At 48.4% G+C, this 16,110-nt stretch carries 15 protein-coding genes; 14 read left to right on the top strand and 1 reads right to left on the bottom strand.

The window, feature by feature from the left end:
- Positions 1-36 precede the first annotated feature (36 nt).
- A complete protein-coding gene (locus K355_RS0111180; RefSeq protein WP_211219029.1) occupies positions 37-1,143 on the bottom strand; it encodes a LacI family DNA-binding transcriptional regulator in 1,107 nt (368 codons plus the stop codon).
- Between the two features lie 247 nt (positions 1,144-1,390).
- Between K355_RS0111180 and K355_RS0111175 the strand changes: the two genes are divergently transcribed.
- From K355_RS0111175 to K355_RS0111115, 14 genes are all read left to right on the top strand, one after another.
- Positions 1,391-2,371, top strand: a complete 981-nt coding sequence (locus tag K355_RS0111175) for an NAD-dependent epimerase/dehydratase family protein (RefSeq protein WP_022732229.1) — start codon at positions 1,391-1,393, stop codon at positions 2,369-2,371.
- A gap of 36 nt (positions 2,372-2,407) precedes the next feature.
- Positions 2,408-3,403 (top strand): substrate-binding domain-containing protein, encoded by a 996-nt coding sequence (locus K355_RS0111170; RefSeq protein ID WP_022732228.1) that lies wholly within the window; start codon positions 2,408-2,410, stop codon positions 3,401-3,403.
- A gap of 12 nt (positions 3,404-3,415) precedes the next feature.
- A complete protein-coding gene (locus K355_RS0111165; protein WP_022732227.1) occupies positions 3,416-4,492 on the top strand; it encodes a Gfo/Idh/MocA family protein in 1,077 nt (358 codons plus the stop codon).
- A gap of 131 nt (positions 4,493-4,623) precedes the next feature.
- Positions 4,624-5,571 carry a sugar-binding protein gene (locus K355_RS0111160; RefSeq protein ID WP_022732226.1) on the top strand — a complete coding sequence of 316 codons (948 nt, stop codon included), beginning with the start codon at positions 4,624-4,626 and terminating at the stop codon, positions 5,569-5,571.
- Positions 5,572-5,596: 25 nt separating this feature from the next.
- The gene (locus K355_RS0111155; RefSeq protein WP_245562941.1) at positions 5,597-7,192 is read left to right on the top strand and encodes a sugar ABC transporter ATP-binding protein; all 1,596 of its coding nucleotides are present in this window, start codon (positions 5,597-5,599) and stop codon (positions 7,190-7,192) included.
- A gap of 3 nt (positions 7,193-7,195) precedes the next feature.
- Positions 7,196-8,179 carry an ABC transporter permease gene (locus K355_RS0111150; RefSeq protein WP_022732224.1) on the top strand — a complete coding sequence of 328 codons (984 nt, stop codon included), beginning with the start codon at positions 7,196-7,198 and terminating at the stop codon, positions 8,177-8,179.
- 65 nt (positions 8,180-8,244) lie between these two features.
- Positions 8,245-8,985 (top strand): ATP-binding cassette domain-containing protein, encoded by a 741-nt coding sequence (locus tag K355_RS0111145; RefSeq protein ID WP_022732223.1) that lies wholly within the window; start codon positions 8,245-8,247, stop codon positions 8,983-8,985.
- A gap of 26 nt (positions 8,986-9,011) precedes the next feature.
- Complete coding sequence (locus K355_RS0111140) at positions 9,012-10,007, top strand: ABC transporter permease (protein WP_206186362.1); 996 nt, start codon at positions 9,012-9,014, stop codon at positions 10,005-10,007.
- A gap of 149 nt (positions 10,008-10,156) precedes the next feature.
- On the top strand, positions 10,157-11,443 hold the full coding sequence (locus K355_RS0111135; protein WP_022732221.1) for a site-specific integrase: 1,287 nt from the start codon (positions 10,157-10,159) through the stop codon (positions 11,441-11,443).
- A gap of 17 nt (positions 11,444-11,460) precedes the next feature.
- Positions 11,461-13,005 carry a tyrosine-type recombinase/integrase gene (locus K355_RS0111130; protein WP_022732220.1) on the top strand — a complete coding sequence of 515 codons (1,545 nt, stop codon included), beginning with the start codon at positions 11,461-11,463 and terminating at the stop codon, positions 13,003-13,005.
- Positions 12,998-13,765: a hypothetical protein gene (locus K355_RS25120; protein WP_051145984.1), complete on the top strand. Its 768-nt coding sequence runs from the start codon at positions 12,998-13,000 to the stop codon at positions 13,763-13,765. The genes K355_RS0111130 and K355_RS25120 overlap by 8 nt, the downstream gene beginning before the upstream one ends.
- A gap of 21 nt (positions 13,766-13,786) precedes the next feature.
- Positions 13,787-15,112, top strand: coding sequence for a hypothetical protein (locus tag K355_RS25115; protein WP_147250388.1), 1,326 nt, complete (start codon positions 13,787-13,789; stop codon positions 15,110-15,112).
- A 2-nt stretch (positions 15,113-15,114) separates the two neighbouring features.
- Entirely contained in the window at positions 15,115-15,609 is a 495-nt protein-coding gene (locus K355_RS23865; RefSeq protein ID WP_022732219.1) for a hypothetical protein, read from the top strand.
- 343 nt (positions 15,610-15,952) lie between these two features.
- Positions 15,953-16,110: transposase (locus K355_RS0111115; protein WP_022732218.1), on the top strand; the 158-nt coding region annotated here is incomplete at its 3' end.

Below are 16,110 nucleotides of genomic sequence, written 5' to 3'. Positions count from 1 at the left end.
CTAATTTGTGGAGTTCCGAATCTGACTTTACCTGCTTTATGCGGTTTCTGAGGACTTTACGACAGAATCGCGCTCTACCAATAGGCACTCGACTTTGATTTGGTTGGGGTTTGCGAGTAAGCCGCCAACGCTATCAATCAGGAGTTCCGCACCAATTTCGCCCATTTCGTAGTGTGGTAAAATCAGCGTGGTAAGAGACGGGTGGGTGTGCTGCGCAATTTCCCGGTCATCGAAGCCGATCACAGCGACATCTTCCGGAACGCTAAGGCCCAGTTCGCGCAAGGCATCAAAACACCCAAGTGCCATCAAATCATTGGCGCAGAAAATCGCATCCGGCGGATTATCCAATGCCATAAGTTCGTGTGTCATTGAATAGCCTGTTGAAGGCTCCCAATTGCCCGGACGAACGAGTTCCGGGTGGAATGGCATATCGTTGCTCGCAAGTGCCTGTTTGTATCCTTTAAGCCGGTCTCGCGATGCGTCGACACCTTTTTGGCCGTTAATGATAGCAACGCGTTTGCATCCTGCACTGATCAGTCGTTCTGTCGCGGCACGTCCACCGACAAGGTCGCCTGGTAAAACCGACGGTAGTGTGCGTGTGCTATCATAGCAATTAACGAGAACGGTTGGCTTTTTTGACAGTGCTGCCGGCAACTCTACCAGTCGGGTCAGTATCGTACCGTAGAGAAAACCAATGACATTTGAATCTGCCATCTGATTAACGATACTGGCTTCGATGTTGGCATTGCCATGGCTAACGGCCAGACAGACATTAATCCCGTATTCCAGTGCCTTATTGTGTGCGCCTTCAAAGGCGAGGGCCATCCAGGGGTCTGTGCTAATTTCATCTACAATGAAGATAATCGTAGAGCGGACTTTGCTGCTTGGCGCCATTTGGCTTTCTCGACGAACAAGCTGGTAACCAACGTCGTTGGCAGAATCGATCACGCGCTGTCGGGTGGCTTCAGTTAATTTGGCCGGGCTACCGTTTAGCACAAGCGATACCGTCGCCTGTGACACGCCGGCCATTGTCGCCACATCCATCATCGTAGGACGGTTTTTGCCACCGTAGAGTTTCTTTTCCGACATTGACTTGTTCTGCCTCTGGTCTTTTGGCCAAGCACTATTCTTGAGCGGTTGCATCAGGCGTCCCGAAACGGACGGACAAATTCTGCCGTTCATTTGACAATTTAATCGATTTGGCGCGGGGTAGGTCACCAAAGCGCCAATGGTAATACCTTTTCGGTCGTATCAAGACAACCCGCCAGGCGGGAGAAAGGTAATAATTATTAATTGGTCCGAATCATGAATTTATTCGGGTCATTTATCGCAAGGTTACTTGACTCATTATTATTAATAAATATTATTAATTCAATAGGGAGAAAAATTAATGAAAATTCTGATTACGGGCACAACCGGAAAGGTTGGCAAAACGTTCTTGCCATCATTCCTTGAAAAACCACAATTTTCATCCGCGGAGGTCGTGGCACTGTGTCACAACCGTCGAATTGAGGCGGGTGAACGGGTGGAGGTCGTGACCGGATCGCTTGCAGATCCGCAAGCTGTTGCATCGGCAATGGACGGTGTGACCCACGTGCTTCACATGGCTGCAGTGAAAGAAAGCCCCGATCTGGTGATTGATGTGGCGATCAAGGGAATGTTTCTGTTGCTTGAGGAAGCCCGCCAGTCACCGACACTAAGGCAGTTCATCCTGATCGGAGGGGATTGCAGTGTCGGGCATATTTTCAAGGACTATCCAGCACCTATTACTGAAAACTCGCCGCGGAAAGCATACAGAGGGTGCTATGCACTGACCAAGGTGCTTGAGGAAGTCATGATCGAGCAATATCAGATCCAGTATGGTCTGAACGGCACTGTTTTACGTGCGCCCTGGATCATGGAAAAAGATGATTTCAAGCACGCGCTCTCATTCGGCCCAGACCAATTTGGCGGGCCAATCTGGAGTGATTTGATGAGTGCCGACAAGGCAGCGCGCCTTGGCCTCGGGGGATTTGTTCCGTTAATGCGCGACAGCACCGGGGCGTCGCTTAAACGCAACTTTGTCCATGTTGATGATCTGGTCGCCGCCTTGCTGGCAGCATTGGATAACCCGCGTGCAAAGCAGGAGCTTTTTAATATCGCGATGGACGATCCGGTCGATTACGCATCGGTGGCGGGGTATCTCTTGCGGACGCGGGGGATGGAGATTGTTGAAATTCCGACGTCGTTTCATAGCAACTGGCTGGACAACACAAAGGCGCGTCAGGCGCTTGGTTGGCGGCCGCAAGTAGATTTCGAGGGGATGATCGAGCGCGCCTGGTCTTATGAAAGGAAGCCGAACGATCCTCGGACAATCTGGTATCCGGGGTAATCAACTCCGGGCCAGACCAACTAGGGAGAGCGAAACGTGAAAAATAAGATGTTACTAATTCTCACATCTGCGCTGATTGTCGCGGCAGGTGTTGGAACCGCAAATGCCAATGATAAAAAGACATTGGCCATTGTAGTTAAAGGCTTGGATAACCCTTTTTTCGAGCAGATTAATCTGGGGTGTCAGAAGTGGATGTCCGAGAACAAAGACTCGGAATATGAGTGCCTGTACACCGGGCCTGCATCAAGTGCTGACGAGGCAGGTGAAGTTCAGATCGTCGACGATCTGCTGACCCGTGGTGTTGCCGCGATTGCAATCTCACCTTCAAATGCGCCGGCAATGGCAAACCGCATCCGTCAGATCAATCCGGATGTGCCGGTGATGACGATCGATGCTGATTTCCTTGAAAAAGATCGCGATTTGCGTGCGACCTATCTGGGGACGGACAACTACCTAATGGGTGTCAAAATGGCCGAAGAAGCCATGACATTAAAACCGTCTGGTGGGTCTGTGTGTCTTCAACTGGGGAATGTTGCCGCAGACAATATTAATGCGCGTGCCGCCGGCTTCCGGGACACGATTGCCGGCACCAAAGGCATTGAGCGCCTTGAAAGCACCAATGGCTGGACGGAAATCGAGGGTTGCCCTGTGTTTACAAATGACCAGGTCGATCTGGCCAATCAGCAGATGGCAGATACCTTTACCGCAAATCCAGATTTAGACGCCTTTATTCTGATTGGCGGCTGGGCCCAGTTTGCACCACAAGCCTATGCGCAAGTAACCGACCAGGTGATGGATCGCCTGAAATCCAAAGACATGATTTTGATTGCGGGCGATACGCTTCCTCCGCAGACGCAGGCTTTCCGTGATGGGCGTAGCCATGCTCAGGTCGGACAGCGTCCGTTTGAAATGGGCTACCGCGCGCCAGACGTCATGATCGAGTTGATCAACGGAAAATCAGTCGATGATCCACTGTTCACCGGGCTTGATGTTTGCAATCAGTCTGATCCGGGTTTCTGCGCGGACAACTAACATCGAGAAATCATGAGCTGGGCCGGGTCTGTTTTTCAGATCCGGCCCAATTTTTATCAACTTATGGCAAGGCAGGCAGCAGGCGTGGCAACAAGAAAAATCAACTGGGGCATTCTTTCGACAGCCAATATTGGGCTGGAGAAAGTGATACCCGCAATCCAGAATTCGGCTTCTTCGAATGTTTTGGGGATTGCATCGCGGAACGCTGAGCGTGCAGCGCAGGCGGCTAGGGATCTTGGGATTCAAAAAACATATGCCTCGTATGAGGCGTTGATTGCGGACCCGGAAATTGACGCGATCTATAACCCGCTACCAAACGATATGCATGTAGACTGGACAATAGCCGCAGCGAAAGCCGGCAAGCATGTGCTCTGTGAAAAACCTATCGGACTAAACGCCCAAGATGCCGAACGGCTTCGCAGTTGCCCAAAAGATGTAATGGTCACCGAGGCCTTTATGGTTCGCTACCATCCGCAATGGCTTCGTCTTCGTGAAATGGTCCGAAGCGGTGAGTTGGGGCAGGTGCGCGCCATTCAGGCGGTCTTCAGTTACTTTAATGATGATAAGAATAACATTCGTAATCGCCCGGAAAACGGGGGTGGTGCGATGATGGATATTGGCTGTTACCCAATTACCGCTGGCCGTTTCCTGTTCGAAACGGAACCCTTGCGGGTAACCGCGCTGATCGAGCGCGACCCGCAGTTTAAGACCGATCGCACTGCGAGTGTCGTTGCGGACTTTGGGGGAGGTCGGCAATTGTCCTTCGTTGTGTCGACGCAATTATGTCCGTACCAGACGTTAAATGTGTTCGGAACAAAGGCCCGTGCTGAGGTCATGATTCCCTATAATGCGCCAGCAGGCGAGGAAACAGTCGTAATCGTTGATCACGGTGACAGTTTCGACGGCAGCATGGCAGGGTGTGAGGTCATACCACCATGTGATCAATACACCGAGCAGGCTGAACAATTTGCCCAAGCAATTCTGACGCAAACACCATTGTCATACGGGATTGAGGATTCCATTGCCTCCATGCGCGTCCTTGACGCGATTTTCGCAAGCGAAACCAAACAAAAATGGGTCAATGTCTGAGTTGAGATATCAACTTACGGTTTTTTGACGAAAAGAGCTTGATCCAATATTATTAATTATATTATTAATTAATCAGCACGAAGATAATTTATAAACACAGATGTGCTGGCAATTTATCGGGAGGACTAACAATGAAAATTGCATCAACAGTTGCGGCGTTCAGTTTGTCGATGGTTTTGGCAGGTGGAGCATTCGCACAAGAAAAACAACAACTGGCTTTTGTGGTTAATGCTGCATCTGACTTTTGGAAACTTGCCGAAGCGGGTGTTGAAGCTGCACAGGCTGAACTGCCAGAGTATGAGTTGCAGTTTCGCTATCCTGCACAGGGGACCGCTGCGCTTCAAAACGCATTGATGGATGATTTGGTGGCAGGCGGGACCGATGCGATCATGATTTCATCGGCAGACCCAAAGAACTCGATCGATGCGTTTAACCGCATTGCGGCCCAGGTTCCGCTGTTCACCACAGATAGTGATGCACCGCAAAGTGATCGTATTTCCTATTTGGGTTCATCAAATGTCGCTGCTGGTGTTCAAGCTGGTGAAATCGCGGTGCAATCTATGCCAGACGGCGGGAAATGTATGGGATTCGTCGGATTCCTTGGTGCGGATAACGCCATCGAACGTATTGCAGGATTCCGTCAGGCTGTTGAGGGGGCAGGTATTGAGCTTGTTGACGTTCGCGGCGATGATGTTGACTTTGCCCGCGCGCGTTCAAACGTCGATGATGTACTTGCGGCCAGCCCGGACATCAACTGCATGGTCGGGTTCTATTCCTACAACCCGCCTAAAATTTATGAAGCATTGCAGGCTGCCGGAAAATTGGGGCAGGTCACAGTTATTGCGTTTGACGAAGATCCTGTAACCCTTGGGGCTGTGCGTGAGGGCAGCTTTGCAGGCACGGTTGTTCAGGATCCCTATCAGTGGGGGTATCAGGGCATGCACCTGATGGCTGATTATCTGGAAGGTGATACGTCACAGGTTCCAGATGATGGTCTTATTATTGTGCCCACCAAAGTGATCGATAAATCCAATGTCGATGCATTCGAAGCAATCGTTAAGGAAAGAATAGGCGGGTAATTTCTTCCCCCTGCCTAGCGAGTGGGTGTGTGCGGATATGAGACTGCCGCCATGCCCACTCGCACCTTCTGTTGATATCGAAGACATTGGGGAGCCGAATGTAATGAGTGCAGTGCAGAGGCTTGATCTGAGACTGGAGGGTGTCACTAAGGTGTACCCAGGCGTCGTCGCATTGAACGACGTGTCTTTGCAGATCAAAGCTGGTGAAGTGGTTGGCCTGCTTGGGGAAAACGGGGCGGGCAAATCAACCCTCATGAAAATTCTAGGCGGTTTGATTGCGCCAACTTCGGGACGGATCATACTAGATGGTCAAGAGCATTGCAGGTTCGATGTTCAACAATCACAGCAAGCAGGTATCGCTTTCGTTCATCAGGAACTGAATGTTTTCGATAACATGGATGTTGCGGCAAACATCTTTTTGGGGCGTGAAAAGGTTCGTGGGCCACTGCGTCTTACTGATAGAAAACGCATGAATGAATTGGCGCAACCGCTCCTTGATCGTGTGGGCGCACAGTTTCATTCAGACACACCGGTTTCGACGTTGTCGCTGGCGGAATGCCAGTTGCTTGAGATTGCCAAAGCTTTATCGATGAATGCGCGGTTGGTCATTATGGACGAACCGACGTCAAGTCTTACCCTGTCTGAAACCAACATGCTGTTAAAGGTGATCGCGGATCTAAAGGCGGAAGGGATTGCAGTTGTCTATATTTCCCATCGGCTGAGTGAGGTTGAGGAATGTGTCGACCGTGCAGTTGTTTTGCGCGATGGCCATAATGTCGGAACGCTAGAGCGTGAAGACGTTACCCATGACGCCATGATCCACATGATGATTGGACGTGATCTTAAGGCGCTTTACACACCGCCCACACAAATGTCGTCCAAACCAATTTTATCCGTCAGAAACTTTTGCATCAAAAGCAAACCTGATCGTCCTGCAAGCTTCGACCTGATGGCAGGAGAAATCCTTGGTGTCGCCGGACTGATTGGCGCCGGACGCACGGAGCTGGCCGAGGCCATCTTTGGTGTTGGTCAAAAGCTTGGCGGCGAGGTGTTGATAGATGGTGAGCACCTAAACACGAAATCGCCGGCCGATGCGATTACCGCCGGGCTTTATCTTGTTCCGGAAGATCGTAAACGTGCCGGCCTGATTCTGGATTTTCCAACGGTCGAGAATATTACAATGGCCAATCTTCCTGCCTTCACGTCGCACGGGCTGGTTTCGCAAAAACGTCAGATAGAGGTCGCCGAGGTTCAGCGGAGTTCTTTGGCGATCAAGACACATGATGTTTGCCGCGCTGCCAATGAAATGTCAGGCGGAAATCAACAAAAAGTCGTTCTGGCAAAGTGGCTTTCTATGGATCCGAAGGTCATCATTTTTGATGAACCGACCCGCGGGATCGATGTGGGTGCGAAAGCCGAGATTTACAGTTTGATGCGATCTCTGGCTGATCGTGGAGTAGGAGTGATGATGATATCTAGTGATATGGAAGAGGTGATCGGTGTGTCTGACAGGATTGTCGTAATGAAAGACGGAGTGATCACTGGGGAATTGCCACGCCTGAAATTTTCCGAAAGTAACGTCCTTAATCTTGCCGTCGGCAGGGTGCTGGAAGAGGCCTGAAAAATGCAAAAAAAAGACATCGGTTTGGCGGTTCTGATTATCGTTGTGGGTATCATCGTTTACATGCGAAACCCACTTTTTCTCTCGCCAATTAACCTTGGCAACACTGCAAACCTGATTGGGTTGTTTGGGTTGTTCGCCATTGGGCAGGGTTTTGTTATCATGACGGGCGGCATTGATCTTTCGGTTGGATCGGTCATTGCCCTGCTTGGCGTCTTGTTTGTCGATATGGTCGGTAAATTTGGCGTTCCATGGCCCTTGGCCGTCGCACTGATGATTGTCTTGGGGGTGGCAATTGGTTTAGCACACGGCGTTTTAATAACCCGGTTTAAACTGCAGCCATTTGTCGTGACGCTATGCGGGTTGCTGATTTATCGCGGGATAGCACGGGGATATACGGCGGAATCTACTGCTGGTTTCCCATTCGGGTCGAACTACCCGCAACTGGAATGGCTAACAATCGGGCGCAGCTTTGGTGTGCCGCATTCGTTTGTTGCAATGCTGATCGTTGCTGCAATCATGTGGGTTGTTTTGCACCATACCGTCTTTGGCAGGCATCTTTGCGCAGTCGGCAAGAATGAAGAAGCGGCACGTTTCTCAGGGATCAATACCCGGTTTGTGACCATCGCGGCTTACGTAATATGTGCGGTGTTGGCGTCTATCGCGGCGATCTATTTCGCAATGTTCACCAAGTCTGTTCAGCCGTCATCTCATGGCAACTTTTATGAATTGTACGCGATTGCCGCGGCTGTATTGGGCGGATGTTCGCTTCGTGGCGGCGAAGGATCTGTGATTGGCATTGTTCTTGGCGCCGTGCTGCTGCAGGAGCTGCAAAATCTTGTCAACCTGTTGGGAATTCCGTCTTCACTGAACTTCGCAGTGATGGGCGCTGTTATCCTGCTTGGCGTTTTGGCAGATCAGCAATTTGCGGCCTATCGCAACAGGAAGAATACTGAACGCGCTTTGGGTTTGCTGCAAAAATCATAAATCACAATAAGAAGTACTCTGTGCATTGCCTGATAAATCGGTGCGGCGGCAGAGAAGGGGGGTTAATGAACGTTCTGGAATTAAAAAACATATCCAAAAGCTATGGGGCTATTCAGGCACTTAGAGACGTTTCTTTGGCGATTGAGCCCGGGGAAGTTGTCGGTCTTATGGGCGATAATGGTGCTGGGAAATCCACATTAGTCAAAGTCATTGCGGGCAATTTCGCACCAAGTTCTGGTGATATTTTTATCTCTGATCAAAGAACGGTATTTCACAAGCCATTGGATGCTCAAAAAGCTGGTGTCGAGGTCGTCTATCAGGATCTTGCAATCTGTAACAATATGACGGCCGCTTCGAACGTATTTTTGGGGCGCGAACCGACCCGTAAAATCGGGCCGATAAAAATCGTCGACTATGCATTCATGCGTAAACGGTCTGCTGAGTTGTTTGCGCGTTTGAAATCAGAAACCCGACCACGTGATTTGGTGCACAGAATGTCTGGTGGGCAGCGTCAGGCGGTTGCAATTGCCAGAACACTCTTGAGTGACGCAAAGATCGTTCTGATGGACGAGCCGACAGCGGCGATTTCCGTTCGTCAGGTCGCAGAGGTTCTTAATCTGATCCGGCAATTGAGTGATCATGGGATCGCAGTGGTTTTAATAAGCCATCGCATGCCCGATGTATTTGAAGTTGCTCATAAAGTTGTTGTGTTGCGGCGTGGGGAACTTGTGGCCGACAAAAAAGCGTCAGACTCGTCGCCAGAAGAAATCACAGGCCTGATTACCGGGGCAATTGAAACAGCATGAGTGGAAATGAAAAAGGAACAATGAGCATGTCAGATCCTACTCTTGCTGATGCCATTAACCGTTCACAGCATCACGGATTGATCGCGCGCATTACAAGCCAGCAGATTTTCTGGGTGTTTATGGCTGCCGTGTTTGCCTGTCTTGCATTAACTATTCTCACAGACAGCTTTGCCACGGAACGTAATCTTTTCAATGTCACACGCAACTTTGCGTTTGTCGGGATTATTGCGCTCGGCATGACAGCGGTCATTGCCTCGGGCGGCATTGATTTATCGGTTGGCTCGACCTTGGTGATTTCTGCGATGACTGTAAGCGTCATAATGTCTGCAGGAATGCCGTTCTGGGTAGGGTGTCTCGCAGCACTTTCGGTTTCAATGCTTGTTGGCGCAATAAATGGCGTTCTGATCGCATATGCCAAGATGCCACCGTTTGTCGTCACGCTCGGTATGCTGTCTATCGCGCGTAGTCTGGCCATGGTGTTGTCGGACAACAAGATGATTTATGAATTTGGTCCTGACCATGACTTTTTGCTGTGGCTTGGCGGCGGCGCGACATTTGGTTTGCCACATCCGCTGATCATTTTGATCATCCTAGCGGTTATAACGGCTTTCGCGTTCCGTCAGCTGCGCTGGGGGCAGCATTTGTTCGCAATTGGGGGCAATGAGAATGCGGCTGTTCTGACCGGTATCCCAGTCGCGCGGATAAAAGTCAGCGTCTATATGTTTTCTGGCCTGATGGCCGGTATTGCAGGTGTTCTTGAAGTGGGCTGGCTTGGTGGTGTCACGACCAATCTGGGGCAAGCTATGGAGTTGACCGTGATTGCTGCGGCTGTGATTGGTGGGGCTAATTTGGCTGGCGGCGGCGGCACAGCATTCGGTGCTGTGATCGGCGCACTATTAATTGAAGTGATCCGAAACAGCCTCATTCTGTTAGGCATCAGTACATTCTGGCAAGGAACATTCGTTGGGGCATTTATTGTCATTGCTGTTGCGTTTGATCGCTTCAGGCAGGAGAAAACATAATAGTATCAATCGATAGGTGGTGTGAGTTGATATATGACATTTAGTGTAGGGTTTGGGGCGCGCTGAAGCTACAGCTGATTATTATTTGTCATAATATATATTATGGAACGTCAGTCTAATTTCAGGTGTGTTGCGTTGAGCGCGTCTAAATGGCGTTTTTATTGGTTGCGATAAACTTTCTGTCGTATTTACAAATCGTTATGACAGTTCAACACATTCGTTCTCCAAACTTACCTGCCGATTTCAATTCTATCGTCGTCACGGATACGCGCGGTCTCCCGCGTTACTGGCCAACCGTGTGGGAGGCATTGCATGGAAACGCACTGCGGAAAAGCACCCTCTCAGGCAAGCTTTCAGCGATCGATCGACTTTATCGCTTTGTCGCGGATTTAATGGATGAAGACTGCCTAGATAGCTTGCTTTTCGAAAGCAAGTACTCGGAAATTGAGAGCTGTCTCGAAGCATATTTCATATCGCTTCGTAATGAAGCCGGTCGTGGAAACAAATCCAACTATAATCGGAACTGGAAAACAGCTTTCGAATTTGTCCGCGAGATTTTAATTCGAAATCAAGTTCAAAATCAGAACTCTGACATTTCCTTTAACTACCTCAATCGGAAAATTAAACGAATTGAACGCCTTTATGCGAGCCTGAATGTAAAACGACGCCCTCGCAGGCGACCTGTGCGCGCCCTACCCGCTAGTGTCATCGAGGATCTGTATGAAATTGCGGACCCGCTATCTAAGCGAAATCCATTTCGATCTGAATCTCATCGTTGGCGCAATTATTCTCTGTTCCTTTTGTATCTACATCAGGGTATTCGTCGCTCAGAAGCACTCGTGCTCCCTGTTGATGCGATTAAGCAGGAATGGGACCAGACAATTGCCAGTCACAGATACTGGATTAATGTTACTGAAAATGAATACGAGATTGAGGATCCAAGATTCTTAACCCCCGGAATTAAAACTGACCTCTCACATCGCCAAATACCGCTATCTCGTTCGCTCTCCCAGCTCATCCAATTCTACTTGGACAATTATAGAGGGCGCCAACCCCATAGCTTCATGTTCGCATCGAACCGGAAGCAACCTCTATCAGTTCCAAGTATAAATGTGATTTTTGACCGGTTTTCGTCTGCTTTGGCGAAAACGGCTAAACGCGATTTGTATTCCCGCCAAGGCGTAGAAAAAGTGACGCCGCACGATTGCCGACATACGTGCGCGGTTTTTCGACTTCGCCAGTTTGTCGATTATGGGTTGGAGATGGAAGTTGCCCTGCAAAACCTAAGAGTATTTTTTGGGTGGTCAAAAAATTCAGACATGCCTCGCCATTACGCGAGAGCGTTTTTTGAAGATCGGTTGAATTCGGTTTGGAACTCACAGTTTGACGAGCGCGTGACAATGCTCCGTCAGTTATCTTCGGTCACATCGTACTGATTATCGGAAGCATGTTCATGACTAGCCAAATGAGCTTTGGATTTGATTGGGATACTTCGGTTCGCGAACACATTCGAAAACTCCCCAAACTTCCGTCGCATATTCGCTATGTCGACGAATACGACGAAGACTGGCGAACAATCGAAAGCCCATATCAAAGTGACGTCTGGCAGCTAAATTTTGATACCACCAGAGTGAACATAAATTTCTCCAAATTCGAAGATTTGGACGTACGGTACTTGTTGAAACATTTCATGTTCTGGTTACTTGGTCGCAATGCCACAGGATATGCAGCAAGATGTTTTGGAGCGCTCTTAACAATCAAACAGAGTCAATCTGAGACTTGGTTTCTCAAGGCAATAGATATGCCGATTGAGGAATGGAAACTCCATTGGGATGGTTCGTGGTGTGATAGTCCTGCAGAAATTAATGTACATACCATAAAGCTACTCTTGAACTTCTTCTGCGAGCTATCTATCGGTCATTTTTGCACAGATAAACAGGATTTTATTCGCTTTCTCCCTGTTCGTTACGCGAAAGGTTCCCGCGGTGTTCAAAGCGGAGAAGTAATTTTAACTCTGACCGAAGAGACCGCGATTGTTTGTTATCTCGATGAAATGGCTCGCAAAAGTAATAATCTAGATGATGCAGAACTACTAAAAGCGAGTTTGCTGTGTATCAGCTATCAACATGGTCTTCGACCAGTACAGATTTGCCGGCTAAACTTAGCTGAATTTACAATTTTTGAGGGTGTCGACGGAATAAAAACGGCTCATTTTCAAGCCCATCGAGCGAAGAAACGCACTCCCGAAGCTAGATTTGGATTTAAGAGAAGAGTGAAAAGGGAATGGTCGCCTATTTTGGTAGAGTACCTAACTCGGCGGCAGCATTCTAAAGTCTGGAAACATTCGGAAAGAGCCAAAGATACTAAGTTTTTTCCAGTGGAACGCTCGAAGATTACTACACTAATTGGGGACACAACAGAGGCGATCACTGGTGTTAGGCGTACCGCAATACCTCTCAGGCACACAGCAGCGCAACGATTGGTAGACAGCGGAGCTAATGCGGAAGAGGTGGCCGAGTTTCTTGGCCACTCTCATACCAAGACTTCACTCTGTTATTTTGAAGCCTCGCCAACTCAAGCTGAGAAACTTAACCAAGCTCTTGCTGTATCTCCCATTTACAGTGCGATTTCTGAAGTTGCTAAAACCAAGACCATCGATAAGCAGAAGCTGCTCAGGATGCCTGCTGATCAACAAGTGGGAGGAGTTCCCCACGGGATTCCTATTTCTGGCATTGGTGCTTGCGGCATAGGCCAGTCAATGTGTGCAAAGCACCCTGCTCTCTCTTGTTACACTTGCCCCAAGTTTCTACCAGTTAGCGAGCGCTCTGTGCATTCGACAGTATTTGATAATCTTCGGCAAGTGGTCAGATTCTTTTTTGACGCATCTCAAGGTGACAATCAGTCACCTGCTTTTGTTCAGCTCAAAACAACATTGGAAGCGATAAAGCAAATAATTGTCGACATTCCCAGCGAAGAAGTAGGTTCTGAACATGAATAAATTTTTCTCAACATTTGTCGCACTTGGGAAACATCATGCAGAGCAAAAAGGTATCAAGTGGGGGTTGGCTGGCGGCGAAACTGGGATGGTACCCAAACATGAGGCATGGAACCTTACTGCAATTGCAGGTGCTACTCCGCCTCCTGTGCATTGGTTGCGAGATCTAGGGTACGACGATAATACGGTTAAGGTATTTAATCAGACTGAAGGATATGTATCTGGAAAGGTCCCTTTGAGCCAAAGTTGGCAAGACCTGATCAAAGCTGCAGCGATACAGCAGTTATGCGTTCAGAGAAACACGACTGCCTGCGATACAGCTGACCGAGTTCAAAAATCTGGAAAACTGAGAGAACTAATCATCAGCAACATCAGATTGATATTTGATGCGCAACAGCTTTGTGATCGTGGTCCCTTCTATCATCTCTTTAGCAGTCGAAAAGAGCTGAGAGCGAACCAGCCTAGACCGGAAGTTCGAAAGACACTGTCAGAAAGAAGAAACGGCCGCAAGTTGCCGGAAAGCCGTGCATTATGGGAGTTAGTGAGAATTGTCTTTACGGAGAAACCAAAAACTTTCTCCGATTTTATTAGATTTTCTCAATTAAAGGTTCTTTTGTTGTGCGGTTTGCGTATTGGGGAAGTGTCCTCTATTCCTGCAGACTGGAAGAGAACCATAGACCACGTCGATTTCGACAGCCGGTCAGCCGGGGAATGTGGGGGCATTTCACGAACATTGATGTTGAGACATTTTGCCGAAAAGTAAACTGGTAGAGAACAGCACAGCGTGCTGTTGCATGAGGCGGTTCAACATATCCCAACAATGTTTGAGAAGATATTGGAAGAGACGCTCGATGAAGTTGTGCGTGTCACAAAACCTCTTCGGGAACGATTAAAGCTCCAGGTATCAACAGGCAGAGTATTTCCCGATTTAGATACTAACTCGGTATTGCCAGCTTACCAGCTCTACACGAGGTTGACAGGTAATCCGCAAATTCGCGTATCGGCTATTCCAGAACATCTAGTTCAGGAATACAGAGAGAACTTCAATTCGAGTGTCTTGAGAGAAATCGCCTGCAATCAAGTTTATTCGGGAGACGCATTTATAAACGCTGTCTATCTTTACTGGATTAGGAAAGCAAAAGAAGGATGGCCGAAGTTACGGCCTGGCGATTTGGCAGAGGTCAAGGAGATCGAGGCCCTAGTAAGGAAGACTACGCCAACCAAGGTATCGGATACGGATCCTATCAGGTTGGCTGATGGGCGTTCAATTCAGGCGCACGAGTTTCTGTTTCTGAACCCAAAGCGAGCACTGGCAGAAGCTCGAAATGACGGTATTTGCGATTTGAACCTCTATTTTTCGGTCGGCAGAGTTACGTCGGAAGACCTCAGTATTCATCTGGCACCGGGCAAAAAAGGCATCTTTGCCCGTTATGGTGAAACTGAAGAAGATCGTCAGCTTGGCTTGAAAAGTCATTCGCTTCGCCACCTCCAAAACACTGAACTCTTCCGGCTTGGAATTTCCGACGCAATCATTACAAAGCGATTCAATCGCAAAAGTGTTGCCCAAAGCTACGAATATGACCATCGAACGTTAGCTGAAGAGCTTTCTGCGATTGATCTCCCACCAGAAGCACAAGAGCTTCCGGAAAGATCCAAAACGGTATTGGCTATGATTCAGTCGGGAAAGGTCTCGGGACCAATTGTGGGGACATTCAGAAAAATCCAAAAAGAGCTCGGAGACGTAGCCGCTTTTGATTTTCTTAGTGCTGAAGCGGACGGCTTTCATGCAACGCCTTATGGTTATTGCGTTAACAGTTTCACCGTAGACCCCTGCCCTAAACACCTACAATGCTTCAATGGCTGCAGCCATTTGGTGGCGACAGATAACACTAAACACCGAGAGAACTTGGAACGGACCAAGCAAAACATGCAAACTGCAATTGATGAGATATCTCAAAGGCCAGAAGGTATTGGTGCCCAAAATCAATTGAAACATGCCAAACAAATGATTGATGGTATTGATAAAATCCTTGCGACTAGGGATGGTGAAAAAGTGTTCGAAGAAGGCGATGACTTGTCGGAGCCTATTAAAAGTAGAAGCCAAGTCTAATAATGAGAAACGTAAAATTTCCCGAACGAAGGACGCGCACCGCAGCGCAGAGGGACCGCGAGTTTCTTCGTGTCCTCGATAGGATGTTTCAGACAAATGAAACGATAACTGCGCGTTCTGTCTCGCGGTCAGTAAGTGGCTTCTCTGCAGCTACCTCAATTACACGAGATGAATGGAGAAGCGCACAACTGGCCGAATGGATTAAACGACAGTCTCATTTGCGTAAAATCCAGGAACAAGCCGATAAGCAGTCTAAGCCAAAAATGCTTGCCAAACTTGAGCAAAAAGAAAAAAGAATTCAGGAGCTAGAACAAACCGTGGACATTTTGCTGTCATCTCATAGGGCTATGATCCATGCCGTCGGAGAAGTGGGTGGAATGAAGGCTTGGCTAAAGTTTTACGAGAAACACCAGGCTATTCAGCAGAAATTATCTGATATTGGTGCGATCCCCTCCTCTGTAATTTCCATATCGTCCAATAACGACAAATCACGGTGATTGAGAACTAACAACTAAATTTGTCTCTCTTCGTAATGCATCGATAACGATGCATTATCCTACGATTTACCACTTAATGTAGCGATATCGAAGCATTACAGAAATTCAATCTGTTTTGTAAAAATCAGCGTAAACACTCAATAAATGTTAGTTTGTTCAGCAACTCGAACTCGATTTCACTCGCTGGTTTCTCGGAATCGAAGCAAATGGGGCTAGACTGATCCGATGGTACGCTGAAAAAAGAAAAGATTACCGTTTGTGCTACAGGCTCGGCTCGTCGTGATGAATAGCCCCTGAAATTGTAGACACCTCATCACTTATAAAGTGAGGCAAGGAGTTTACGATGCCCAAGAGTCATTTTACCGATGAGTTCAAGATTAATGCCGTTCGTCAGATTACAGAACGAGGCTACTCAGTAGCGGAAGTTTCTGCTCGTCTCGGTGTCAGCACACATTCCCTGTATGTGTGGAAGAAGAAGTTCAGCAAGTCCCCTGATGCGAT

Source organism: Thalassospira lucentensis MCCC 1A00383 = DSM 14000 (genome assembly GCF_000421265.1).
In the GTDB taxonomy this organism is placed as follows: domain Bacteria; phylum Pseudomonadota; class Alphaproteobacteria; order Rhodospirillales; family Thalassospiraceae; genus Thalassospira; species Thalassospira lucentensis.
Note: the sequence above shows the minus strand (reverse complement) of the source record. Positions and strands in the feature narration are given on the sequence as shown.